The organism is Paraburkholderia fungorum, from assembly GCF_900099835.1.
GTDB lineage: Bacteria > Pseudomonadota > Gammaproteobacteria > Burkholderiales > Burkholderiaceae > Paraburkholderia > Paraburkholderia fungorum_A.
Genome location: NZ_FNKP01000003.1, coordinates 842,713 through 866,779 on the forward strand (window position 1 = coordinate 842,713; position 24,067 = coordinate 866,779).

A 24,067-nucleotide genomic window follows, 5' to 3' on the forward strand; every position below is an offset into this window, starting at 1 on the left:
CATGAAGCGCTACATCCTTTTTGTGATCGCGTTGTGCGTGACGGCGGTCTACATGTTCCCGCTGTACTGGATGTACATCACCGTGTTCAAGAGCGCCAGCGAGATGTTCCAGTATCCGCCGACGTTCTGGCCGCAGCATCCCGAATCGCATTTGTGGCAGGTGTTCACCGAGCGGGGCATGGGCAACTTCCTGTGGAATTCGCTCGTGACCGCATGCGGCACGGTGGCCGTGACGGTTTTCGTCGGTACAGGTGCCGCTTATGCGCTGGCCTTCGTGCAGAACCGCTGGACCAGCTTTGCGATTTTCACGGTACTGGTTTTGCAGGCACTCCCTTCGAGCCTGATGGTGACGCCGATCTTCACCGCGTTCAAGGCGCTCGGGTTGCTGGAGACGCCGCGCCTTGCGGTAGTGATCGCGCAGATCACGAAGACGTTGCCGTTCTACATCGTGCTGTGCCGTCCGAGCTTCGTGCAGGTGCCGCGTGAGTTGCGCGATGCCGCGCTGGTCGATGGTGCGTCGCCGATGCGCGCGTTCTTCGGCGTGATCTTGCCGCTCGCCGTGAACGGCATTCTCGTGTCGGCGATTCTGGTGTTCCTGCAATCGTTCGGCGAGTATGTGTACGCCCGTTCGCTGATTCTCGACGACCAGTATCAGACCGCGACGGTGGGGTTGTCCGCGTTCGTCGGTGCGACCAGGATCGACTGGATCGGCATCATGACCTACTCGGCCATTTTCGTCACGCCGATCCTGGTCGCGTTCATGTTGTTGCAACGCAGGATCGTCGCCGGCCTGACCGCTGGCGCGCTCAAGTAACTCAAGTCACGCCTATGTATTTGCCGGTGAATACCGGCCGGAGAATCGCTGTGGATCGAATTCAGATCGAGCGTCTGAGCAAGAGTTACGGACCCGTGCAGGTGTTGAAAGACATCGATATCCGCGTGCCGGAAGGATGTTTTGTCGCGCTGATCGGGCCATCGGGGTGTGGCAAGTCGACCTTGCTGCGCACGATTGCCGGACTCGAACGGAGTACCGGCGGCACGTTGCGGATCGACGGCAAGGTGGTGAACGACATGCCGCCGCGTAAGCGCGACGTCGCGATGGTGTTCCAGAGCTATGCGCTATATCCGCATATGAACATCGAGAAGAATATGTCGTATTCGCTGCGGTTAAGAGGCACTGCGCCGCAGGCGATTCGCGAATGCATCGATGGAGTGGCGCGCACGCTGGGGCTGGAGCATCTGCTCGCACGCATGCCGCGTCAACTGTCGGGCGGACAGCGGCAGCGGGTCGCAATGGGACGCGCAATCGTGCGCAATCCCAAGGTGTTTCTTTTCGACGAACCGTTGTCCAATCTCGATGCCGCGCTGCGCGTGCATATGCGATCCGAAATTCGCAAGCTGCATGAGCGGCTCAAGGCGACGTCGGTGTACGTTACGCACGACCAGATCGAAGCAATGACGATGGCCGATCATGTCGTCGTGTTGCGCGCGGGGCAGGTCGAACAGCAGGGCGCACCGCTGGACCTGTATCACCGTCCGGCGAACAAGTTTGTTGCAGGCTTTATCGGCTCGCCATCGATGAACTTCATCGAAGCCGTGATCGGCCCCGATGGCCGTCGCGCGCAGTTCGGCGGCGCGCAGCCGCAGACGCTCGACCTCGGCCCTGGCCGTAGGCTGCCTGCGGGCACTGCAGTGTGGCTCGGTTTGCGTCCCGAGCATCTGCATATTCATGCTGGTGGCAGAGGCTTCAGCGCCGTGATCGACAGCGTGGAAACGACGGGGTCGATGACCTTTGCGTCCCTTCGTGTCGACGGTGTCGAATCGCTCGTGCTGGTTTCGCATGCGGGCGTTTCGGCCATACGAAGTGGCGAGGCTGTGAGTCTCGACATCGCCAGCGACCACATTCACGTCTTCGACCGGAAGACGGAGCAGGCGCTGTAGGCACCGAATACGTCTTAACTTAGGCACTCCATTGAGTTTCGTTCCGCCGCCCGGCGGAGCGGGTATCAACACGCTATGAGAAAGCTTGTATGAAAATCAGCGATGGCAACTGGTTGATCCGCGACGGCCTGAATGTGCTGTACTCGGCTGCACTGCACAGTGTGGAAGCGCTCGGTGACGAACTACTCGTTCACGCCGCGCCGCGCGACGTATCGAGCCGCGAGCGGCAACTCGATACCGGCTTGCTCACGTGGCGTTTCTTTTCGCCGCAAAGCGGCGTGATTGGCGTGAAGGTCGAACATTTTCGTGGCACGCGAGATATCGGCCCACATTTCCAGCTCAATCGCGTAGATGGGCCTGTCACCACGCGCAATACCGACGACGAAGCCACGCTCACCAGCGGCTCTCTCAGCGTACGCATTGCAAAGTCGGGCGATTGGTCAGTAGATTTTCTGCGCGACGGTCAACGCATTACAGGTAGCGGCTTTCGCGGCGCGGGTCATGTCAGCGATGCAAATCAGGGCGACGCGCCGTTCATGTTCGAGCGGCTCGATCTCGGTGTCGGCGAAAACGTTTATGGACTGGGCGAGCGCTTTACCGCGTTCGTGAAGAACGGGCAGGTGGTCGAGAGCTGGAATCGCGATGGCGGTACGGGCACCGAACAGGCCTATAAAAACGTGCCGTTCTACTTGACCAATCGCGGGTACGGCGTGCTGGTGAATCACCCCGAAAACGTCTCGTTTGAGATAGCCAGCGAAAAAGTGGCGAAGATGCAATTCAGCGTCGCCGGTGAAAAACTGGAGTACTACGTGATCGACGGGCCGACGCCGAAGGAAGTGCTGGAGCGCTTCACGCGTCTGACCGGCCGTCCCGCGCTACCACCGGCGTGGTCGTTCGGTCTGTGGCTCACCACGTCGTTCACGACGAATTACGACGAAGCCACGGTGAATCATTTCATCGACGGTATGGCGGAGCGTGGCATTCCGTTGCACGTATTCCATTTCGACTGTTTCTGGATGAAGGCTTTCCACTGGTGCGACTTCGAGTGGAACCGTGAGACGTTCCCTGATCCGCGGGCGATGCTGGCACGGCTCAAGGCGCGTGGTCTGAAGATCTGCTTGTGGATCAACCCGTATATCGCGCAGCCGTCGCCGCTGTTTGCGGAAGGCATGGAGAAAGGCTATTTGTTGCGCAAGCCGAATGGTGACGTGTGGCAGTGGAACCGCTGGCAACCTGGCCAGGGCATTGTCGACTTCACGAATCCGGCTGCTGCGCAATGGTATGCGGGACATTTGCGACGCCTGCTGGAAATGGGCGTGGACTGTTTCAAGACCGATTTCGGCGAGCGGATTCCGACCGACGTCGTGTACCACGACGGCTCCGATCCGCAGAAGATGCACAACTACTATAGCTACCTGTACAACAAGGTGGTGTTCGACGTATTGCGAGAAGTGCGCGGCGAAGGCGAAGCTGTTGTGTTCGCGCGCTCGGGCACGGTCGGCAGCCAGCAATTGCCGGTGCATTGGGGTGGCGATTGCAGCGCGACTTACGAATCGATGGCGGAGACGTTGCGCGGCGGCCTGTCGCTTGGACTCAGCGGCTTCGGCTTCTGGAGCCACGATATTGGCGGCTTCGAGCACACCGCGCCAGCCGATGTTTATAAGCGCTGGTGCGCGTTCGGATTGTTGTCGAGCCACAGCCGTTTGCATGGCAGCAAGTCGTATCGCGTTCCATGGTTGTTCGACGACGAAGCGGTCGACGTGGTGCGGCATTTCACCGAGTGGAAATCGCGCTTGATGCCATATCTGTTTGACGCCGCAAAGCAGGCCGTCGATCACGGCACGCCCATGTTGCGCGCCATGCTGCTGGAGTTTCCCGACGATCCCGCGTGCGATTACCTGGACCGTCAATACGTGCTTGGAGATTCGTTGCTGGTTGCGCCGGTTTTCAACGCAGTCGGCGACGTGGATTTCTATCTGCCCGCAGGACGCTGGACGCATCTGTTCAGCGGCGAGCAGGTCGAGGGCGGCCGCTGGCTGCGCGAACGGCACGGGTTCATGAGCCTGCCGCTGTTCGTGCGGCCCAACACGCTACTGGCACTCGGTACTGAAAATCAGCGTCCCGATTACGACTATGCAAAGCAAAGCGAACTGCATCTGTTCGAACTTTGCGACGGCAAAACCGCTACGGTGACGTTGCGCGATCTTGGCGGCGCAGCTGTCACGCATGTCAGCGTGACGCGTCAAGGCGATACGTTGCGAATTCGGCGCGATGGGGTGCCGGCTCCGTTGCCGCTGGTGTTGCGTCAGTGGAATAGCTTGCGGGATGCCGGCGGATTGCCGACGAAGAGTGGCGAGGCAGGTGTGAGCATTACTTTGCCCGCAGGTGAAGGAGACGTGACGGTCCACGTTTAAAGCCGTATTCGATCGATCCGGGCGTTGCTGTCACCGTCACGAAGCGACGCAAGTCTCTGGCAACGCCTGGAAGCTGCAACGACTCGCACGTAGCGCGGCAATAGAAGCCGCGCTTCGCTTGCCTCTATTCTGCAGACCTATATCGCCCGCGAGCCATTAGATCGACAAGCGGAAATCGCGGCCTGCGAATCCGCTAAGCAAACATTCAATACGTCGCAGCAGACGCAAACGTTAAACACGCGGACGGTAAAAAATCGTCCGCGTGTTTTTTGCGTTGCGTTCAACGTCCACGAGAAAGCAGGTTGTTTACCGACGTCACGCCATCCACCGAGGTGGCACTGCGTTCAGCCAGCGCGACCTGGGTGCGCTCAGGGACCCAGCCGATCAGCGTGACCTGTCCCGAGCGCGCAAAGACAAACACATGAGACAGACTTACGCCGCTACGCGCCGCTGAAACGCGGACGGCGTGCGCGAGTTGCCCATCGCTCATCGACGAATCGGTGTCGGCAACGGCGACCGGCGCAATGGTGCCGGCAATCAATAACGCGAGAGTGGTTGCAATAGCTTTTTTCACAATAACTCCTTGCAGAGAGGCAGATCTGCCGGCGAACTCCGGCGACGACACTTCCAGTCGGACTCCAGGATGGGCCGCGGAAGTCAACGACAAAAGCCCCGTCTGCGTCGTGCATAGCCATCTCTTTCGATGGTGCGTCGAGGGATTTTGTCTGTCGGGACGTTTGGAGGATGAGTTGTCGCCCCGCGAAAAGCTTGCGCGTTCGTCGTGGTGGAACGCGGGGGTGGACTTGCGGCGTGGCTCGGGCCAGTCGAAGCCGATCGGGTCATGACCTTTGTGGTGAAATCCGCCGGAGGCAGGCAAGCCCTCCAATGCGATTCCAGGCCTTGTGTCCAGCGCTCTCAAGCTGGGCACGACTCGTGATTCGGCGTCCTATGGCGGAATCATAGTCCCGAATAAAAACCCTTGCTGGAAGGTTGCCAGAAGCGCATTAGCGACGCCCGCAAAGCAGGCGACTTCTTCGCGTTTCGGGAACACGAATCGGTGAGACCAACAAAAGCACAGCGCCGATACATCAGGTGAGAACTTTCGTCGTTGCATTTGTGCAACATCGAAATCGACTTTCGCACCCGTTCAAACGACCGCACGCATTTCGCGCGGCAGCGGGAAGCGCAAACAGGTCCCGCGGGCCGATTTTGCATGTATGGATTCAAACGGATTTGCCAGACAGATGACCATGACCTCATGGTCACGAAGCGCTTGCTACTTCGTCATTTGATCGCGCGCAACAGCTATGAGCAACAGCGTTTTCCCTGACACGGAAGATCGTTACTGCACGCGATACCCATACCTATAATCGCCTCGAAATGTGAAGCGGACATTTCAGCAAGCGGGGAGTGTGCGGAGTCAGTACATGTCCTGAGCGGCTCGGAGACGCCAAAACGAATATAGGATATCTAATGAAAAAAACGGTTATTGCATTGTCCCTGATGGCAGCTGCAGCGGCGGCCCACGCGCAGAGTAGCGTCACACTTTACGGTCGTATCGACAACGGCATCCAGTACGAAACCGGCATTCCTGGCGGCCATGCATGGGCAGCCGAGAGCGGTAACTGGGGTTGCTCGTGGTTCGGGTTGGAAGGCGCTGAAGACCTGGGTGGCGGCACGAAGGCCGTGTTCCAGTTGGAAGGGCAGCTCAATACGATGACCGGCGCTTCGGCGGGCAATCTGTTTGGCCGTCACGCCACTGTCGGCTTCACGAATGACCACTTCGGTCTGTTCAAGATCGGTAACCTCGGCGCTGGCGAACTGTCGCAGGACAGCTGGGGCACCGACCCGCAACTGATGCAGCGTTACGCAATCTCGACGCTGGTGCGTGGCCGTAACTGGGCCAGCGCAAGCAACGGCGCAGAGTACAATTCGCCCGTCCTGCTCGGCGGCCTCGTTTTGAAGGGCCAATACTCGCTGACGAACAACACCAGCTGGAACTCGGCACCGGTCAATTCGGCAGGTGTTCCGACCGGCCAGGGCCGCACCAATGCTGTCGAAGGTATCTACACGTTCGGCAGCGGCGACTTCCGCGTGATCTATGACGAAGTGCGCGGCGCAGACGGCTCGTTCAACAACGTCTACTCGGCTTCGCGCTCGATTCTGGCCGGCGGTACGTACGTGATCGGTCCTGTGAAGCTGTATGCCGGCTATCAGCACCTGAGCGCACCTGACGCAACCAACGCGAGCATGGGCGTGACCGCTGCATCGCAACCGGTTGGCGTGGGCGCACCGACGGGCGTGAACCACGAATGGTTCGGCGCTGCATGGCAAGTGACGAGCGCAACGGCAGTGACCGGCGCAGTCTTCCATGCGAATGCGAACAACGGCAACGGTAACGCGACGCTGTTCACGCTCGCAGCAACCTACGCGCTGTCCAAGCGTACGTTCCTGTACACGGAAGCCGGCTACATCCACAACAGCTCGACGTCGAACATCAACCTCGGCAACGGCCCGTACGGCAACAACAACTATGACCCGGCGACCGGCACGTCGTCCAACAGCAACCCGGACTACGGTCACAGCCAGACAGGTGTCTTCGCCGGCATCATGACCACGTTCTAAGTAGCAAATTGCCTGACCGGCAATCGTAGTGATCTCTGTGTTTCTAGTACTGCTTACATCTCTTTCGTAGAGAGGCCGGTGCGACGCATCCTCCACCCTCGTCGCACCGGCTGCTTTTTTATGTAGTCACTTCACATGTAATGCAGGTGTCCTTGTTGTAGTAAGGGTAAACTCAAGTTTGAAAGCGCTTTCAAAAAGCAGTATTCTTGGACCATGAACGACGACGGTCAAACTCCACCCAATGTGACACTCGAGGAAATCGCGCGGGCAGCCGGCGTTTCCCCCAGTACGGTGTCGCGCATTCTGAATGGCACTGCGCGTGTGTTGCCCGCGAAGCAGCACGCGGTGGAACAGGCTATCGCGCGTTTCAACTATCGGCCGAACGTGCTGGCGCGAAGCCTCGCGAGCGGCAAGACCGACACCATCGGCGTCCTTACGCAAACCGTGTCCAGCCCGTTTTACGCGGAGTGGCTGCGCGGTATCGAAGACGGACTGTATGAGCCAGGCTTTACGCCGCTCTTCGTCAGCAGTCGCTGGAACGTCAAGGATGAAATGTCGCGCATGGAGCAGTTCATTGCGCGTCGTGTCGACGGCATCATTCTTCTGCATGCCCAGCTCGACGAAACCTCGCTGATCGAATACTCGCGGCATGCACCTTTGCTCGTACTCGGACGCTCCGTGCGGAACAGTGCCGTTCTCGCGAGCTTGCCGATCGACAATCTGCAGGGCGCGCGCGATGCGACCCGTCATCTGATCGGCGAGGGGCATCGCAAGATTGCGTTTATCGCCGGGCCGCCGAATCACGAAGATGCGATCGAGCGTCTCGACGGTTACCGGATCGCATTGAAAGAAGCGGGCATCCCGTTCGACGCGGAACTGGTCGAGCAGGGCGACTATCTCGAGACCGGTGGAGTCACGGCCATGGAGCGGCTGTTCGAGCGCGGGCCGTCGTTCAGTGCCGTGTTCTGCGCGAACGATCAAACCGCCTACGGCGCGCGTCTCACGTTGTTCCGTCGCGGGTTGCGGGTGCCGGAAGATATGTCGCTGGTCGGCTTCGACGATCTGCCCACCTCGTCGTACATGACGCCGCCGCTCACTACGGTCCGCCAGCCCACTTATGAAATTGGCCGTCTCGCGGCTCAAGGCATCGTGCAGATGATCCGCAAGCAGGCCGTCGCGCTGAATCCGATTCCGCTCACGCTGGTGACACGAGAGACGACGCAGCGAATAGGTCCGGCGCCAGCGCCAACACCTGTGTCGAAGCGGTCAAAACCGCGGCGTCAGCAGTAGGCACGGACGAGAAGTTAGCGGGATGCACCCTTCGGTGCGTTTTTTTTGAAAGCCCATGAAAGCGCTTTCAAAACGCATAAAGGAAAGTAAATCGTAATTGATGAGTCGCAACAGGAAAGCCCCAGAAGCAACGACGAAGTAACCGACAGCAATCTACAAACGGTTCAACAGGAGACAAACAAATGACATTCCGATTTACAGGGCCAGCCGCCGCAGTTCTGCTGAGCATCGCGGCGATCAGCGCACACGCGAACACCACATTGACGGTCGCCGTCTTCCCGAAGCTCGATCAGGAAATCAAGGACGCGCTTCCGGCATGGAAGAAGCTCCATCCGGATGTGGACATCAAGGTGTCGTCGCTGGCGATTGCCGATCACCACAACGCAATGACGACCGCGCTCGCCACCAGCTCCGATCTGCCCGACGTGATGGCGGTCGAAGTGGGCTTTATCGGCCGGTTCGCAGCGGGCGGCGGTCTTGAAGACCTGTCGAAGCCACCGTACAACGCGGGCCAGTACAAGAGCCAGTTCATCGGCTATACGTTCGCGCAGGCCACTACGCAGGATGGCGCGATTGTCGGCATGCCGTCGGATATCGGTCCGGGCACGCTGTTCTATCGCAAGGACATTCTCGACAAGGCCGGCGTGACCGAAGCCGATCTGAACAAATCGTGGGACTCGTATCTCGCGTCGGGCGTGAAGATCAAGAAGGCGACGGGCGCGTATCTGATGGCGTCGTCGCGCGATATCGAAGACATCTACATTCGTGCCGATCTGAAGCAGGGCGATGGCGTGTACTTCGACAAGGCGGGCAATCCGGTCGTTACGTCCGCGCGTTTCGTCACTGCGTTCAAGCTCGCGAAGAAGGCGCGCGACCTCGGTCTCGACGCGAAGATCACGCCGTGGTCGAACGAATGGGCCGAGAGCTTCAAGCGCGGCACCGTCGCCACGCAGATGATGGGCGCATGGCTCGGCGGCCATCTGTCGTCGTGGATCGCACCGGACACGAAGGGTCTGTGGCGCGCGGCGAATCTGCCGAACAACTCTTACGCATCGTTCGGCGGCACGTTCTACTCGATTCCCGTGAAGGCGACGCAAAAGGCGATGTCGTGGGAATTCATCAAGTTCCTGACCACCCGCCAGGATACGCAACTGGCCTCGTTCCGTTCGATCGACGCATTCCCCGCACTGCTCTCCGCGCAGAACGACGGTTTCTTCGCCGAGCCGGTTGCGTTCCTCGGCAACGAAAAGGCCCGTCTGATCTGGCGCGATGCAGCGTCGCACATTCCGGCAATCCAGCGCAGCAAGTATGACCAGGTGGCGGAAGAAGCCGTCCACTCCGCGCTCGACAAGGTGGTCGACGACAACGAGGACGTCGACACGGCACTGAAGGAAGCGCAAGACCAGATCACGCACCGCATTCGCCGTTGATGAAACACCACGGCGTGCTGTCATGCAGCGTCGCCGTGGCTGAAGTTTGCACTAGCGTGGCCGGCGATGCCTGCCGGCCACGCCCGACTGGACGGAACTACTGATGAGCTTGTCACTGCCCACACCCGAGCCGGGCGCCCATGAAGGGCGCGTGAGCGACGTGCGGCCGCCGCTCGCGGCGCCGCGCAGAAAATCGCTGGTCAATCCAGTGAAGGTCGCGCCTTATCTGTTTGTCGCGCCGTTCTTTCTGTTGTTCGCGTTGTTCATCGCGTTTCCGCTGCTGTTCTCGCTGTACCTGTCGTTCCAGAGCTGGGACGCAACAGCGGGGCTCGCCAGCATGAAGTGGGTGGGCCTGTCGAACTTCATGTTCACGCTGACCGACCCGTGGTACTGGAAGTCGCTGTACAACACGGCGTACATGGCGATCGCGTCGGGTCTGCCGCAACATCTGATTGCATTGCCGCTCGCGTTTTTCCTGCAGACCGCATTCCGGCGCTGGCGCAATTTCGTCGTCGGGCTGTATTTTCTGCCGTTCATCACGTCGAGTGTGGCGATTGCGTTGATCTTCTCGTCGCTGTATTCGACCGACTTCGGCATGATCAATCTCGCTATTGCCGAGATCGGCAAATTGCCGGGGCTTCACTGGATCGTGCCCGCGCATCGCATCGAGTGGCTGTATAACCCGGCCAACGTCAAACCGGCGGTGTCGGTGGTGATCTTCTGGCGTTATGTCGGCTGGAATACGGTGCTTTATCTGTCGGCGCTGCAAACCATTCCGAAGGATCTCTACGAGGCCGCGAAAATCGACGGCGCGAACGGCTGGCAACAGTTCACGCGCATCACGATTCCGCTGATCAAGCCGATGATTTTCTTCGCGGTGACGCTCTCCATTATCGGCGGCCTGCAACTGTTTGAAGAGCCGTTCATCCTGCTGCCGAATGAAGGCATGGGCACGAGTCAGTCGGGTCTGACGACGGCGGTCTACATGTACCGCACGGCATTTCACGACGGCGACTTCGGTACGGCGAGTTCGATTGCGTGGCTGCTGTTCATCACCATTGCCGCGCTGATGTGGCTCAACACACGCATCTTTCACCGCAGCGGCATGAACGAGGAGGGACAGCGATGAAACTGTCGCAACTGTCGAATAACAAGGCCCGCTATACCGGCTACGCGATCGTGCTGGCGGGCGCGGTGCTGATGTTCTCGCCGTTCTATTTCATGTTCGTCTTCGCGACGCACACGAGTTCGGAAATCTTCTCGATGCCGCCGCCGTTGTGGTTCGGCAGCGCGTTTCTGGACAACATGGCGTCGCTGATGCGGCATATCCCGTTCTGGCGCAACCTCGGCTGGAGCTTCTACACAGCGACGATGCAAACGGTGCTGACGCTGCTGGTCACATCGATGGCGGGCTACGCATTCGCGATGTACGAGTTCCGTTTCAAGAAGGCGCTGTTCGCGGTCGCATTGACGGCGATGCTGGTGCCGCCGTTCCTCGGCATGATTCCGACCTTCATGACGATGAACCTGCTGGGCTGGATCAACGAGCCGCGCGCGCTGTATGTGCCCGGCGCGGCCGCCGCGCTCGGCGTGTTCCTGATGCGTCAGTACGTGGCGTCGGCGATTCCGTCGGAATTGATCGAGGCGGCGCGTATCGACGGATGCGGCGAATTCCGCATTTACTGGAGCGTGGTGCTGCCGCTGCTCGGACCGGCACTCGGCACGCTCGGCCTGATCAGCTTCATTCAGGCATGGAACAACTTTTTGTCGGCGCTCGTCGTGCTGCGCTCGCCGTCGATGTACACGCTGCCGCTCGCGCTGCGTATCTTGCAGAGCCCGACCAATTCGGACTGGGGCGCGGTGATGGCGGGCTCGGCGGTCGCCGTGATACCGCTGCTCGTGCTGTTCGCTTTCACGTCGCGCCGACTGATCGACGGTCTGACGACCGGTGCGGTCAAGGCCTGATCCCGTTTCTCCCGATTAACGACTAACGACTCACTTTTGACCCTCACGGGCATGACCATTCAGGGCAACATTATTTATGTCGACATACCGGTTTAAAGAAGACTTCGTCTGGGGCGTAGCGACCAGTTCGTATCAGATCGAAGGTGCAGCGAACGAAGACGGCCGCGGCGCGTCGATCTGGGACACCTTCTGCAAGGTGCCGGGCAAAGTGGTGAGAGGCGAGAACGGCGACGTTGCCTGCGATCACTACCATCGTCTGGAGCAGGATCTCGACATGATGGCCGAACTGGGCCTGCAGGCGTATCGCTTTTCGATCGCGTGGCCGCGCGTGCAGCCGGACGGCCGTGGCGCATTCAACGAGAAGGGACTGGACTTTTACGAGCGTCTCGTCGACGGTCTGCTGAAGCGCAATATCCAGCCGTTCGCGACGCTGTATCACTGGGACCTGCCGCAAGCATTGCAGGACTCGCAAAACGGTTGGGAAAACCGCGACACCGCCTATCGTTTCGCAGACTACGCAAGCAAGATCGGCAGCGTGCTGGGCGACCGTCTGGCGTCCATCGCCACGCATAACGAGCCGTGGTGTACCGCGTGGCTCGGCAACGTGACCGGCTATTTCGCGCCGGGCAACGAGAGCCTGAAGAAAGCGGCCCATGTCGCGCACCACCTGCTGCTGTCGCATGGTCTCGCGTTGCAGGCGTTGCGCGCCGACGGCGTGAAGGTGCCGCTCGGCATCGTGCTGAACCAGTCGTCGTCGGATGGCGCGACCGATTCGCCTGAAGACCAGGCCGCCGCGTCGCTCGAATACGAGAAGTTCGTGAGCTGGTACATGGACCCGCTGTTCAAAGGCCGTTATCCGGCGCAAGCGCTTGCGTGGTACGGCGAGAACGGCCCGCAAGAGGTGATCCGCGACGGTGACTTCGACATCATCGGCACGCCGATGGACTTTCTCGGCGTGAACTACTACACGCGCATTTTCGCGAGCGCGTCGGGTCCGAAGCGTCCGCCGGGCGTGCTCGGCTTTACCGACATGGACTGGGAAATCTATCCGCAAGGCCTGACGGAACTGCTGACGAAGCTGAACGCCGACTATCACCTGCCGCCGATCTACATCACCGAAAACGGCTGTGCCGCGAAAGACGTGCTCGATAACGGTCGCGTGCGCGATACCGACCGCATCAGCTTTTTCGACCTGCATCTGTCGGCGTTGTCGGATGCGGCGAAGAAGGGCGTGGACGTCGCCGGTTATTTCGCGTGGAGCCTGATGGACAACTTCGAATGGGCGTCGGGTTACGACAAGCGCTTCGGCATGGTGTACGTCGATTATGCAACCCAGCAGCGCACGCCGAAAGACAGCGCGCTCTGGTATCGCGACGTGATTGCGCAGCACGCGGGCGTGGCGGCGTCGCGCTAACGCGGATTCATCGGCATCGCACGCAACCCGCGCGACGCGGCAGAACGTGGCGGCGCGCCACGTCGCGCGGGACAGCAGGTATCGGGCATCAGGATTCAGGTTTCAGGAGAAGCTAGAAATGGGCGAACTCGTATTGCGTAACGTCGCGAAGACGTATGGTGAAGGACCACAGGTCATTCAGGGCATCGACCTTCATATTCCGGATGGTCAGTTCACGGTATTCGTCGGGCCGTCGGGATGCGGCAAGTCGACCATGCTGCGCATGATCGCCGGACTCGAATCGGTGAGCGGCGGTGACATTCTGATCGACGGCGTACGGGTCAACGACCTGCAACCCGCGGACCGTGGCATCTCGATGGTGTTCCAGAGTTACGCGTTATATCCGCACATGACGGTCGCGGAAAACATGGGTTTTTCGCTGAAGCTGTCGGGCAAATCGAAGCGCGAAGTGAGCGACGCGGTGGGGCGTGCCGCCGAGATTCTGCAGATTACCCATCTGCTCGACCGCAAGCCGAAGGCGCTCTCGGGCGGCCAGCGTCAGCGCGTCGCGATCGGCCGCGCGATCGTGCGCAAGCCGCGCGTATTTCTGTTCGACGAACCGCTGTCGAATCTCGACGCCGCGCTACGTGTGCAGATGCGGATCGAACTTGCGAAGCTGCACCGCGAACTCGGCACGACGATGATCTACGTCACGCACGACCAGGTCGAGGCGATGACGCTCGGCCAGAAGATCGTCGTGTTCAACAAAGGACATATCGAGCAGATCGGCGCGCCGCTCGACCTGTACGACCGGCCGGCGAACCGCTTTGTCGGTGGCTTTATCGGCTCGCCGCAAATGAACATGCTGCCCGCCACGCTCGTGTCGCAGAGCGAATCGCAAACGGTGGTCACGCTGACCGGCGGCAGTGACCAGATCGTCTTGCCGGGCCGCCCGGATCGCGCGATTGCCGGTGAGCTGACGCTCGGCGTGCGCCCTGAGTACCTCGGCGTCGGCGCGCCGGGTGAAGGGCTTCCTGCTCGCGTGGAACTGGTCGAGCACCTGGGTGACGTGTCGCTTCTGCACGCGCAACTCGACGGCGTGGGCAAGCCCATTTCGCTGAAGCTCGACAAGAAGGACGCTCAGCACGCTGTCGGCGCGCACGTCGGCATCAAGGTGGCGGCGGCGTCGGTCACGCTCTTCGATGCGAAAGGCGCTGCGGTGGCATTTGAACATCGTGAAGTGGGAGAGCGGGCGCAGGCCGTCGCCTGACGACTCGTCGGGAACCCGGCCGTCGCGCACGACGGTTGCGGCTCAAAAAATAGTAGACGTATGAATTGCCTGGGTGGAGAGCGAAATGGAAAAGAGGGTATCGAAAGCCATTTTCAAGTCGAGAGCATGCGAACTGTTCAGGCACGTGGAAATGATGGGCGAAACCGTGGTCGTCACCGATCGCGGACAACCCACCATCGAAATCAGGCCATACCGCAGCAAGGACGAAAATCCGCTTGAACTGCTGCGCGCGTCGATCGTGCATTTCGATGCCCATCACGCGTCGCAGCCGGACCCGTTGGAAACGGAAAGCCAGTAACAGCGTGCAATATTTTCACGGCATTCCGGGGCTCATTTTTATATGCGAATCGCATTATTAAAACGGACGATTCTGGTGTCATATGTGCATGCAATGAACGAATCCCCAATGGGACTTTCACGGCGTGGCAGATTCGGCGCAATCCCATGACCAGTAAGCGTGAAAAGGGTTCAGGAGACCAGGTAAACTCCGCATGGCGGCGATACTTGCACGACATTAACATCATTTAACGTTAGGGATAACGTTAGACAGATTCTGTGCTTATTCGACTATCCACGGCGAGGACAAATATCGACCGTATCGGAGCGTTTTCTGATCGATAGAAACCGGCGCAAGGACCGGTTTGGGGCGGCTTCATCGTGTTTGTTGCTGATGAAGCGCGTAGTGGCGTTGAGCTGATGCTTGAGGCGAGCCTACATCGTAATCATGTTCGCCGGCGAGAGCCATAAGCATTGGAAAGTATTGGAAGTCTGAGAGAGCTTCTGGAAGTTGCTGGGCAAGATTGATAAAGAATATCGGGCCGCGAACCGTAAGTCAGGGCGGTGGTCCCGATTCATAAAAATAGCCGTACCAATAGGTTGGGTGGAGATCGCAATGGAAAAGAGAGTATCGAAGGCCATTTTCAAGTCGCGCGCATGCGAACTGTTCCGGCAAGTGGAAATGCTGGGTGAAACCGTGGTCGTCACCGACCGGGGACAACCCACCATTGAAATCCGGCCCTACCGGAGCAAGCAGGAAAATCCGCTCGAACTGCTGCGCGCGTCGATCGTACACATCAATATGAAACACCCGGCTGTTCCAACGGCGTTGGAACAGGAAGAGCGATGATCACGCTCGACACGCTTGCGCTGGTGTGTTGGCTAGGCAGGCAGAAGGCGTTGAGTCAGGCGGCACACGATGCAATCGATCGCGAACTGAACGGCGGCGAAATCCTCATCTCGGCGATTAGCGCGCTTGAAATCGCGGAGTTCGTGAAAGATGGCCGGCTCGGGTTGTCGATGGACGCCCGTAGTTGGCTGTCCACGTTTGCGTCGATGGAAGGCGTGCGGATGGTCCCGGTCGACACCGAGATCGCGATTCGCGCGGCCACGTTGCCGCCCGCGTTGACGTCGCATCAGAGATTGATCGTCGCCACCGCGCGCACTTTCGGCGGGGCGCTCGTCACCTCGGATGCCAAGGTGCGCGCCTCCACTTACGTAGAAACAATCTGGTAATGCGCGCGGCTCTACTTCGTCCGGACCTGGCCGGTGGAGTCGCGCACGACAAGTTCCGCCGGCAGCGTGATGCGTTGCGAAGCGGCGCCGATCCCGGCGATCTGCGCGAGCAACGTATTGACGGCGGAACGCGCCATTTGCTGGAACGGCTGGCGGATCGTGGTGAGCGCCGGATGAAATTGCTCCGACATCGGGATGTCGTCGAAGCCGATCACCGAGATGTCGTCCGGCACGCGCAGGCCCGCTTCCCGAATCGCAGCGATCACGCCGAACGCGCTCTGGTCATTCGCCGTGAAGATCGCGGTGGGCGGATCGGCGAGATTGAGCAGATCGAATGTGACGTCGAACGCCATCATTTGCGACAGATCGCCTTCGGCGACGAGCGCATCTTCGCGCGGCAAGCCGAGCCGGGCCAACGTGTCCTGGTACCCGCGCTGCCGGTCGCGCACGCCTTCAATCGTCTCATTGCCCGCGAGAAACGCGATCCGTTTGTGACCGAGTTCCGCGAGATGCTCGACTGCGAGGCGGGCGCCGCCGTAATTGTCGACGGAAACCGACGGGAAATCGGTCAGCGTGCTGCCGCGTTGATCGACGACGACCACCGGCACCTTCGCATTAGCCAGCGCTTCGAGGCACAACGACTCGCGCGGCAGAATCGCGAGGATGCCGTCCGAGAACTGCTGGATCAGCCCGAGCAGATCGTGATGCGGATGACGGTCTTCGTCGAACACGGTGTAGACCAGAATCTCGCAGCCCGCACCGCGTGCCGCACGGCCCGCGCCGAGAATCAGTTCGCTGGAAAACTGCGTGTCGAGCGTCGGCGTGATGATGCCGATGATGCCGTTGCGGCCACCCGACAGCTTTTGCGCGGTGCGGTTGACGACATAGCCGATGTCCGACGCGATGCGGATGATTTCGTCGCGCGTTTCGCGCGACACGCCGGGACGGCCGTTCAGTGCGCGCGAAGCGGTCATTTGCGACACGCCAGCGAGCTTGGCAACGTGCTCGAGCGTAGGGGTCTGCTTTGCCATGCGTGACGAGGGGGTCCGGGTGGTCATGTCGAAATCGACTCGTTGCCAACGTTAGCGGTAACGTCTTGATGGCGATTATTCTACCAGAACCGGCTATGATCGCGGCTACGCAGGGTTTGATCGTATTGCGCAGTCGGTGACAGGCGTCTCAGGTCACCAGGTAAAATCCCGCATAGCAACCGTTTGAACACAAGTCTAACATTCGCTAACGTTAAGGCTAACGTTACACGATCCGGTTGACATTCTAATATCCATGAGAGGGGACACAAACATGGCGTACCCGGCTTTTTCCAAAGCGCGGTCAATTGCCAGCGCCGCGGCGCTCGCATTCACGCTGTCCGCAGTCGTTTCGACAGCCGCATTCGCAGATTCGACGATCACCGCGTGGGATCAGCAAACCAACACGTCGTCGAGCAAGATCATTCGTGACGCGTCGGATCGCTTCGAGAAGGCGACCCCGGGCTACAAGGTCGAGAATTCGCACATTCTGAACGAGGCCTACAAGACGAAGCTGAAGGTCGCGTTCGGCGCGAACCAGCCGCCGTGCGTGTTCGAGAACTGGGGCGGCGGCGGCCTGCACGAGTATGTCAAATCCGGCCAGATCGTGGACCTCACGCCGTACCTGAACAAAGACCCGGCGTATCGCAATCGCTTCATGCAATCGTCGTGGAACGTCACGACGTTCGACGGCAAGACCTACGGTGTCGCGGCTGAAAACGCGGCGGCTGCGGTGATCTTCTACAACAAGGACGTTTTCGCGAAGTACGGCATCACGCCGCCGAAGACGTGGGATGAACTGATGCACGTCGTCGCCGTGCTGAAGTCGCACAACGTCGCTGCGTTCTCGCTCGCGAACAAGAACAAGTGGACCGGCTCGATGTACTACATGTACCTCGTCGACCGTATCGGTGGTCCGCAAGTCGTGAAGGACGCGATCGACGGCAAGGGCAAGGGCTTCGAAGATCCGGCGTTCATCGAAGCCGGCAAGCGTATTCAGGAACTCGTGAAAGCGGGTGCGTTTGCGCCGGGTATCAACGGTCTGGATTACGACTCGGGCGCATCGCGCCGTCTGCTGTATTCGGGCAAGGCCGCAATGGAACTGATGGGCGCGTGGGAAGCCTCGACCATCGCGAACGAAGATCCGGCTTTCTCGAAGAATCTCGACTTCTTCCCGTTCCCGAGCGTGCCGGGCGGGAAGGGTGATCCGCGCGACCTGATCGGTACGGTCGGCGACGGCTTCCTGAGCATCTCGACCGAGTGCAAGACGCCCGACGCAGCGTTCAAGCTGATCAAGGCAATGACCGACGACTCGGCGATGCAGGCTCGCGCATCGGACGACCACAAGCTCCCGCCGGTCAACAACGTCAAGATCGACGATCCGTTCACGCAGCGTCTGCAGCAACTGCTTGCCGCCGCTCCGAGCGTGCAGCTCTGGTACGACCAGGCTCTGCCGCCGGCGCTCGGCGAAATGCACAAGGACACGACGCAGCAACTGTTCGGTCTGTCGCTGACGCCTGAGGCTGCCGCGCAGCAAATGGAAGCCGCTTCGAAGAAGGGCGGTTAATCTCAGTCCTTAAGGAAGGGCCGGTCGGCGCCGCGAGGTGCCGGCCGGCATACAAGCTCGTGAATATCGCACTTTCCGTTACACCCGAACGCCGGCTGCGAATCTCGTCGCAAACGCTCGTCACGGCTGTGTTCCTTGCGCCGTCGCTGCTGCTGCTGGCCGTGTTCCTGCTGTATCCGCTCGTCTCCAGCCTGCGATTGTCGCTGGTCGACTGGAACGGTCTCGGCAATACCGCCCGTTATATCGGGCTCGCGAACTGGGAGCGTCTTGCGCACGACGCGGTGTTCTGGCAATCGCTCAGGAACAACGTGATTCTGGCTGTCGCGTCGATCGTCATCCAGCTTCCTATCGCGCTCGTGCTCGCCGTGCTGCTGGAAAAAGCCGGCCGTGGCTCGCGCGTGCTCAAGGTTCTCTATTTCCTGCCGCTGCTGATGTCGAGCGTGGCGATCGGCGTGTTGTTCAAGCAGATCTACGATCCGAACTTCGGGCCGCTCAACGTCGCGCTGCAGGCATTCGGGCTCGATGGTCTCGCGAAGGACTGGCTGGGCGATCCGCACTTGTCGCTGGGCGCGACCATTGCCGTGATCATCTGGCAGAACGCGCCTTTCTACATGATTCTGTTTCTCGCCGGTCTCTCGTCGATGCCCGCCGAAGTCAACGAAGCGGCTCTCCTCGACGGCGCTTCGGAGTGGACCATTTTCTGGCGCATCAAGCTGCCGCATCTGCAAGGCACGGTGCGCACGGCGGTGCTGCTGTCCGTGCTCGGCTCGCTGCGCTATTTCGATCTTGTCTTCGTGATGACTGGCGGCGGTCCCGAAGGCTCGTCCGAAGTGATGGCGACCTACATGTATCGCACGGTATTCAGTTCGTTCCAGCTCGGGTACGGCAGCACCATCGGCTCGGCGATGTTCCTGATCGTCATCGCGGTGGCGGCGGTATCGATGTATTTCACCCGCCGTTTTGCAACCGAGGTCTGAACCATGAACAAGACACTGCGCTTCCCTCGCGTGGGGATTCCTCTGCTTGCGTTGATCTGGCTGGCTGTCACGACGATCCCGTTTCTCTTCATGGTCGTGTCGAGCCTCAAGAGTCAGGAAGAGACCTTTGCGACGTCCGTTTGGGCACCGCCGAGCCAACTGTATTGGGGCAATTACGCGGCCGTGCTGAAGGGGCCGTTCTTCACGTACTTTCGTAACAGCGTGTTCACGGTGGGCGTGTCGGTGTTGCTGATCGTCATCATCAGCGCGATGGCGGCCTACGTGTTTGCGCGCATGCGCTTCAAGCTGAACAAGCTGCTGTTCGGTCTGGTGGTGGCGGGCATGATCGTGCCGCTGCATGCAACGCTCGTGCCGATCTATCTGCTCACGCGCAACCTCGGTCTTTACGACACACCGTTCGCGCTGCTCGGTCCTTATGTGGCGCTCAGTCTGCCGGTGTCGATCTTCATTCTGACCGAGTTCATGCGCCAGATTCCGCGCGAGCTCGAAGAGGCGGCGCAACTCGACGGCTGCGGTCCGTTCACGATCTTCTGGCGCATCTTTTTCCCGCTGTCGGGACCGGGGCTCGCCACGGTGGCGATTTTCAACGGCATCGGACTGTGGAACGAATTTATCTTCGCGTACATGCTCACGTCGACATCCGAACACCGCACGCTGCCGCTCGCGATCTGGGACTTCATGGGCCAATACGCGTCGAATATCCCGTCGATGCTGGCCGTCCTGGTGCTCACGTCGTTGCCGCTGATCGTCGCTTACGCGTTCGGTCAGGAGCGCGTGATCAAGGGGATGATGGCCGGCTCGCTGAAGGGCTGATCCGTATCGCACACCGCCTCCAATCGTGCGGGCCGACGTGGCCCGCACACACCGAACTTCGCATAAAACGATATGGCAAGCATTTCTCTCTCTAACGTACAGAAGTCCTATGCGAGCGGCAACGCGGTGATTCGCGACGCCAACCTCGAAGTCGGCAACAACGAATTCTGCGTGTTCCTCGGGCCGTCGGGCTGCGGTAAGTCCACGCTGCTGCGCATGATCGCGGGCCTCGAATCGATCACCTCCGGCGATTTGCGCATCGACGGCAAGCTGATGAACAGCGTGTCGCCGGCAGAGCGCCGGGTCGCGATGGTGTTCCAGAACTACGCGCTGTATCCGCACATGAGCGTCTACGAGAACATGGCGTTCGGGCTGCGTCAGGCAAAGATCGACAAGGCGACCATCGACCGCAAGGTGCGCAGCACGGCTGCGACGCTGCAACTCGACGGACTGCTCGAACGCAAGCCCGCTGCGTTGTCCGGTGGACAGCGGCAGCGCGTGGCAATTGGCCGGGCGATCGTGCGCGAGCCGGGCGTGTTTCTGTTCGACGAACCGTTGTCGAATCTCGATGCCGCGCTGCGCGTGCAGACCCGTATCGAGATTGCGCGACTGCATCGCGAATTCCGTCAGGCGAGCGCGATTTACGTCACGCACGACCAGATCGAAGCGATGGCATTGGCCGACAAGATCGTGTTGCTGCAAGCGGGTGCAGACCTCGAGAAACACGGCAGCATCGCGCAGATTGGTGCACCGCTCGATCTGTATCACCGTCCGAAGAGCCGCTTCGTCGCGGGCTTCATCGGCTCGCCGAAGATGAACTTCCTGCCGGGCTATGTGACAGCAATCGACGCCAACGGTATCGAGGTCGAACTGACGAGCGGTGAGCGCGTGCGGGCGCAGGTCGATGGCCGCAAGCAGCAACTGGGCAACCCGGTCACGCTGGGCATCCGGCCGGAGCATCTGGGTTTGCCCAATGGTCACGCGGGCGCACAGACGATTCGCTGCGCGGTGCGTCTCGTTGAACGCATGGGCGAGCACAGCTACGTTCATATCGACGGCGGCAGTCGCGACGGCAGTCCGATGATCGCCAAATTGCCGGGCGACGGCGGCGTGACACACGATGAGCGAATCGAACTCACGCTCACGCCGGAAGCCTGCCATGTGTTCGATCAACAGGATTTCGCGCTGCCACGTTTGCACTGATCGAGCGGCAACCAATACTTTTCACCAAGGCGAGGCGGTGTAGCCTCGCCGCCATTCCAGATCGATGAATTTCGCGTTTTATTAGTACTCCAACTGGTTTAGGAGGCGCGAAATTGTGAAGAACAAAAAAATGTCGGACGCGATGCGCGCTCCGGCCACCAGGATCATTTAAAGGAGTTCTTGATGTTGCTTCGCCAAAGTGATGTTCCGCTTTACCGCAACCCGGAAGCTGCCGTTGACGAGCGCGTCGCCGATCTGCTGGCGCGCATGACCCAGGACGAGAAAATCGCGCAGCTTCACTCGGCGTGGCTGAAGCTGTCGTCCGACGGCAAGCACGAAGCGCGTACGGTGGATTTCGCGCATGGCGATGCCGGCGTGACTGTCGACATGATCCTGCAGCACGGTCTGGGCCAGATCACGCGTCCGCTCGGCACGCACACGGTCGACCCGAAAGAAGGCGTGCGCGCATTGAATGCGTTGCAGCGTCAGATGGTGGAAGACACGCGGCTCGGCATTCCGGTGATGTCGCACGAAGAATGTCTGGTTGGCCTGATGATCAAGGACGCCACGCTGTTTCCGTCGCCGTTGAACTATGCGGCCACGTGGAATCCGGCGCTGGTCGAACAGGTTGGGGAAATCATCGGCGAACAGGCGCGCTCGATTGGTTGCCATCAAGGGCTTGCACCGGTGCTGGATGTGTCGCGCGATCCGCGCTGGGGCCGCACCGAAGAAACGCTCGGCGAAGACCCGTATCTGGTCGGCGTGCTCGCGTGTCATTACGTCAAGGGCCTGCAAGGCGAGAAGCGTGATCTGCTCGCGACGCTCAAGCATTTCGTCGGCCATTCGGCGAGCGAAGGTGCGCGCAATCACGCTCCTGTGCATGTCGGTCCGCGTGAACTGAACGACGTGTTCATGCTGCCGTTCGAAATGGCGGTCAAGCTCGCGGATGCCGGTTCGGTCATGCCCGCATATCACGACATCGACGGCATGCCGTGTCATGCGGACCGCAAGCTGCTGACCGAAACGTTGCGCGACAAGTGGGGCTTCGATGGTCTGATCGTCGCCGACTATGCGGGTGTCGATCTGCTGTTCAGCCACCACGCTGTCGCGCCCGACAGCGCCGCAGCGGCCGCGCTCGCGTTCAATGCGGGCCTCGACGTCGAGTTGCCCGGTCACGAATGTGCGCTGCATCTGAAGGAGGCGTTGGCACGTGGCGAGATCAGCGAGGCCACGATCGATGCGACGGTGTCGCGCGTGCTGCGCACGAAATTCCGTCTCGGCCTGTTCGAGAATCCGTATGCTGACCCGGATCAGGTCGATGTAAAAAGCGAATCCGCAGGCGATACCGCTTATCAGGTCGCGCTCGAATCGGCAGTGCTTTTGCGCAACGAAGGCGGCGTGCTGCCGCTCGATCCGAAGGGCGCGACGAAGATCGCAGTGATCGGACCGACCGCCGACGATCCGCTCGCGCTGCTGGCCGGTTACAGCTTCCCGGTGCATCTGATCAATTCGGGCGAGCAATCGGTGGCGTCGATCAGCACGCCGTTGAAATCGCTGCGCGCATTGCTCGGCGACGATCGCGTGGTCCACTCGCACGGGTGCGACATCATCGCCGAACGACGCGCCGGTGCGCCGGTGTTCCCGGGCGACGTATCGCTCGACACGATGGCCATCACCAATCGCGACGAACTGATCAGCCAGGATACGGCGGGCATCGCAGCGGCGGTTGATGCCGCGCGCGCGGCCGGTGTGGCGATCGTCTTCGTCGGCGATCTGTCGGGGCTGTTCCAGTCCGGCACGGTGGGCGAAGGTTCCGATACCGACAGCCTCGATCTGCCGGGCGTGCAACAGGCGTTGCTCGCGGCGGTGGTCGACAGCGGCACGCCGACGGTCGTCGTGATGACGGGCGGCCGTCCGTACAACCTCGGCGGTCTGGAAGATCGTATCGCGGCGCAAATCATGGCCTTCGCGCCGGGCGAACGCGGCGCGGAAGCGCTCGCCGACCTGCTGGTGGGCCGCGCGAACTTCACCGGCCGTCTGCCGTTGTCGGTGCCGAAAAGCGCGGGCGCGGTGCCCTACGTGTATAACCACAAGCTCAAGAGCGCGGGCACTCCGGTGGCGTATCACTTCGGCAGCCGCTACCCGTTCGGCTTCGGGCTCAGCTATACGCAGTTCCGTTATGGCAATCTCGCGGTGGCGCAGCGCGAAGTGCCGGTTGCCGACGGCACGATCGAACTCAGCTTCTCGGTCGACAACATCGGTTCGCGCGAAGGCACCGAAATCGTGCAGATCTACGTACGCGACCGTCTCGCATCAGCCACGCGCCCGGTGCGCGAATTGAAGGGGTTCGCACGCGTTCCGCTGGCCGCTGGCAACACGGCACAGGTTCATGTGAAGATTCCCGTCGATATGCTCAACTTCACCGACGGGCGCGGTGAGCGTATTGTCGAGCCTGGCGACTTCGACCTGATGGTCGGCAGTTCGAGCCGCGACCTGCACCTGAGCGGTACGGTGACGGTCACCGGAAATGCAGTGCGAACGCTCGAGCGCGACTGGCGGATGGTCAGCGAGGTCAAGGTCGAGCGGTAAAGGATAGG

20 protein-coding genes are annotated in these 24,067 nt (G+C 60.4%); 18 read left to right on the forward strand and 2 right to left on the reverse strand.

The window, feature by feature from the left end; genetic code table 11:
- Position 1: 1 nt before the first annotated feature.
- The 3 genes from BLS41_RS32965 to yicI all read left to right on the forward strand — a co-directional run bounded on the left by BLS41_RS32965 (position 2) and on the right by yicI (position 4,355).
- Complete coding sequence (locus tag BLS41_RS32965) at positions 2–814, forward strand: carbohydrate ABC transporter permease (RefSeq protein ID WP_074771960.1); 813 nt, start codon at positions 2–4, stop codon at positions 812–814.
- A gap of 50 nt (positions 815–864) precedes the next feature.
- A complete protein-coding gene (locus BLS41_RS32970) occupies positions 865–1,941 on the forward strand; it encodes an ABC transporter ATP-binding protein (RefSeq protein ID WP_253189867.1) in 1,077 nt (358 codons plus the stop codon).
- A gap of 89 nt (positions 1,942–2,030) precedes the next feature.
- Positions 2,031–4,355, forward strand: a complete 2,325-nt coding sequence (yicI, locus tag BLS41_RS32975; RefSeq protein ID WP_074771964.1) for an alpha-xylosidase — start codon at positions 2,031–2,033, stop codon at positions 4,353–4,355.
- Between the two features lie 280 nt (positions 4,356–4,635).
- Here yicI and BLS41_RS32980 read toward each other — a convergent pair whose 3' ends face one another.
- Positions 4,636–4,929, reverse strand: a complete 294-nt coding sequence (locus BLS41_RS32980) for a BON domain-containing protein (RefSeq protein ID WP_074771966.1) — start codon at positions 4,927–4,929, stop codon at positions 4,636–4,638.
- A gap of 899 nt (positions 4,930–5,828) precedes the next feature.
- Between BLS41_RS32980 and BLS41_RS32990 the strand changes: the two genes are divergently transcribed.
- The 10 genes from BLS41_RS32990 to BLS41_RS33035 all read left to right on the forward strand — a co-directional run bounded on the left by BLS41_RS32990 (position 5,829) and on the right by BLS41_RS33035 (position 15,861).
- Positions 5,829–6,980, forward strand: a complete 1,152-nt coding sequence (locus BLS41_RS32990; protein ID WP_074771970.1) for a porin — start codon at positions 5,829–5,831, stop codon at positions 6,978–6,980.
- A 213-nt stretch (positions 6,981–7,193) separates the two neighbouring features.
- On the forward strand, positions 7,194–8,270 hold the full coding sequence (locus BLS41_RS32995) for a LacI family DNA-binding transcriptional regulator (protein WP_074771972.1): 1,077 nt from the start codon (positions 7,194–7,196) through the stop codon (positions 8,268–8,270).
- 182 nt (positions 8,271–8,452) lie between these two features.
- A complete protein-coding gene (locus tag BLS41_RS33000; protein WP_074771974.1) occupies positions 8,453–9,700 on the forward strand; it encodes an ABC transporter substrate-binding protein in 1,248 nt (415 codons plus the stop codon).
- A gap of 103 nt (positions 9,701–9,803) precedes the next feature.
- Positions 9,804–10,829, forward strand: a complete 1,026-nt coding sequence (locus BLS41_RS33005) for a carbohydrate ABC transporter permease (RefSeq protein ID WP_074771976.1) — start codon at positions 9,804–9,806, stop codon at positions 10,827–10,829.
- Positions 10,826–11,665 (forward strand): carbohydrate ABC transporter permease, encoded by an 840-nt coding sequence (locus tag BLS41_RS33010; protein WP_074771978.1) that lies wholly within the window; start codon positions 10,826–10,828, stop codon positions 11,663–11,665. The genes BLS41_RS33005 and BLS41_RS33010 overlap by 4 nt, the downstream gene beginning before the upstream one ends.
- A gap of 76 nt (positions 11,666–11,741) precedes the next feature.
- Positions 11,742–13,079: a GH1 family beta-glucosidase gene (locus BLS41_RS33015; protein WP_074771980.1), complete on the forward strand. Its 1,338-nt coding sequence runs from the start codon at positions 11,742–11,744 to the stop codon at positions 13,077–13,079.
- 118 nt (positions 13,080–13,197) lie between these two features.
- On the forward strand, positions 13,198–14,328 hold the full coding sequence (locus tag BLS41_RS33020; RefSeq protein ID WP_074771982.1) for an ABC transporter ATP-binding protein: 1,131 nt from the start codon (positions 13,198–13,200) through the stop codon (positions 14,326–14,328).
- 85 nt (positions 14,329–14,413) lie between these two features.
- Entirely contained in the window at positions 14,414–14,647 is a 234-nt protein-coding gene (locus BLS41_RS33025; RefSeq protein WP_074771984.1) for a type II toxin-antitoxin system Phd/YefM family antitoxin, read from the forward strand.
- Between the two features lie 594 nt (positions 14,648–15,241).
- Positions 15,242–15,475 (forward strand): type II toxin-antitoxin system Phd/YefM family antitoxin, encoded by a 234-nt coding sequence (locus tag BLS41_RS33030; protein ID WP_074771986.1) that lies wholly within the window; start codon positions 15,242–15,244, stop codon positions 15,473–15,475.
- On the forward strand, positions 15,472–15,861 hold the full coding sequence (locus BLS41_RS33035; RefSeq protein WP_074771987.1) for a type II toxin-antitoxin system VapC family toxin: 390 nt from the start codon (positions 15,472–15,474) through the stop codon (positions 15,859–15,861). The genes BLS41_RS33030 and BLS41_RS33035 overlap by 4 nt, the downstream gene beginning before the upstream one ends.
- A gap of 11 nt (positions 15,862–15,872) precedes the next feature.
- Here the strand turns inward: BLS41_RS33035 and BLS41_RS33040 are convergent, their stop codons facing one another.
- On the reverse strand, positions 15,873–16,919 hold the full coding sequence (locus BLS41_RS33040) for a LacI family DNA-binding transcriptional regulator (protein ID WP_253189868.1): 1,047 nt from the start codon (positions 16,917–16,919) through the stop codon (positions 15,873–15,875).
- Positions 16,920–17,163: 244 nt separating this feature from the next.
- On the opposite strand from BLS41_RS33040, the gene BLS41_RS33045 reads away from it, so the two are divergent.
- From BLS41_RS33045 to BLS41_RS33065, 5 genes are all read left to right on the forward strand, one after another.
- A complete protein-coding gene (locus tag BLS41_RS33045) occupies positions 17,164–18,456 on the forward strand; it encodes an extracellular solute-binding protein (RefSeq protein ID WP_074771991.1) in 1,293 nt (430 codons plus the stop codon).
- 59 nt (positions 18,457–18,515) lie between these two features.
- Positions 18,516–19,433 carry a carbohydrate ABC transporter permease gene (locus BLS41_RS33050; protein ID WP_253189869.1) on the forward strand — a complete coding sequence of 306 codons (918 nt, stop codon included), beginning with the start codon at positions 18,516–18,518 and terminating at the stop codon, positions 19,431–19,433.
- Positions 19,434–19,436: 3 nt separating this feature from the next.
- Positions 19,437–20,267 (forward strand): carbohydrate ABC transporter permease, encoded by an 831-nt coding sequence (locus BLS41_RS33055; protein WP_074771993.1) that lies wholly within the window; start codon positions 19,437–19,439, stop codon positions 20,265–20,267.
- A gap of 72 nt (positions 20,268–20,339) precedes the next feature.
- A complete protein-coding gene (locus BLS41_RS33060) occupies positions 20,340–21,470 on the forward strand; it encodes an ABC transporter ATP-binding protein (protein WP_074771995.1) in 1,131 nt (376 codons plus the stop codon).
- Between the two features lie 183 nt (positions 21,471–21,653).
- Positions 21,654–24,059 carry a glycoside hydrolase family 3 protein gene (locus BLS41_RS33065; RefSeq protein WP_074771997.1) on the forward strand — a complete coding sequence of 802 codons (2,406 nt, stop codon included), beginning with the start codon at positions 21,654–21,656 and terminating at the stop codon, positions 24,057–24,059.
- Positions 24,060–24,067: the final 8 nt, after the last annotated feature.

What these genes read in the sequence shown, in the direction of transcription:
- BLS41_RS33015 (WP_074771980.1), top strand. Translation starts at nt 11,742, where the DNA reads ATGTCGACATACCGGTTTAAAGAAGACTTCGTCTGGGGCGTAGCGACC.
- BLS41_RS32990 (WP_074771970.1), top strand. Translation starts at nt 5,829, where the DNA reads ATGAAAAAAACGGTTATTGCATTGTCCCTGATGGCAGCTGCAGCGGCG.
- BLS41_RS33030 (WP_074771986.1), top strand. Translation starts at nt 15,242, where the DNA reads ATGGAAAAGAGAGTATCGAAGGCCATTTTCAAGTCGCGCGCATGCGAA.
- BLS41_RS33040 (WP_253189868.1), bottom strand. Translation starts at nt 16,919, where the DNA reads ATGACCACCCGGACCCCCTCGTCACGCATGGCAAAGCAGACCCCTACG.
- BLS41_RS33060 (WP_074771995.1), top strand. Translation starts at nt 20,340, where the DNA reads ATGGCAAGCATTTCTCTCTCTAACGTACAGAAGTCCTATGCGAGCGGC.
- yicI (WP_074771964.1), top strand. Translation starts at nt 2,031, where the DNA reads ATGAAAATCAGCGATGGCAACTGGTTGATCCGCGACGGCCTGAATGTG.
- BLS41_RS33045 (WP_074771991.1), top strand. Translation starts at nt 17,164, where the DNA reads ATGGCGTACCCGGCTTTTTCCAAAGCGCGGTCAATTGCCAGCGCCGCG.
- BLS41_RS33000 (WP_074771974.1), top strand. Translation starts at nt 8,453, where the DNA reads ATGACATTCCGATTTACAGGGCCAGCCGCCGCAGTTCTGCTGAGCATC.
- BLS41_RS33055 (WP_074771993.1), top strand. Translation starts at nt 19,437, where the DNA reads ATGAACAAGACACTGCGCTTCCCTCGCGTGGGGATTCCTCTGCTTGCG.
- BLS41_RS32995 (WP_074771972.1), top strand. Translation starts at nt 7,194, where the DNA reads ATGAACGACGACGGTCAAACTCCACCCAATGTGACACTCGAGGAAATC.
- BLS41_RS33020 (WP_074771982.1), top strand. Translation starts at nt 13,198, where the DNA reads ATGGGCGAACTCGTATTGCGTAACGTCGCGAAGACGTATGGTGAAGGA.
- BLS41_RS32965 (WP_074771960.1), top strand. Translation starts at nt 2, where the DNA reads ATGAAGCGCTACATCCTTTTTGTGATCGCGTTGTGCGTGACGGCGGTC.
- BLS41_RS33025 (WP_074771984.1), top strand. Translation starts at nt 14,414, where the DNA reads ATGGAAAAGAGGGTATCGAAAGCCATTTTCAAGTCGAGAGCATGCGAA.
- BLS41_RS33005 (WP_074771976.1), top strand. Translation starts at nt 9,804, where the DNA reads ATGAGCTTGTCACTGCCCACACCCGAGCCGGGCGCCCATGAAGGGCGC.
- BLS41_RS33035 (WP_074771987.1), top strand. Translation starts at nt 15,472, where the DNA reads ATGATCACGCTCGACACGCTTGCGCTGGTGTGTTGGCTAGGCAGGCAG.
- BLS41_RS33065 (WP_074771997.1), top strand. Translation starts at nt 21,654, where the DNA reads ATGTTGCTTCGCCAAAGTGATGTTCCGCTTTACCGCAACCCGGAAGCT.
- BLS41_RS33010 (WP_074771978.1), top strand. Translation starts at nt 10,826, where the DNA reads ATGAAACTGTCGCAACTGTCGAATAACAAGGCCCGCTATACCGGCTAC.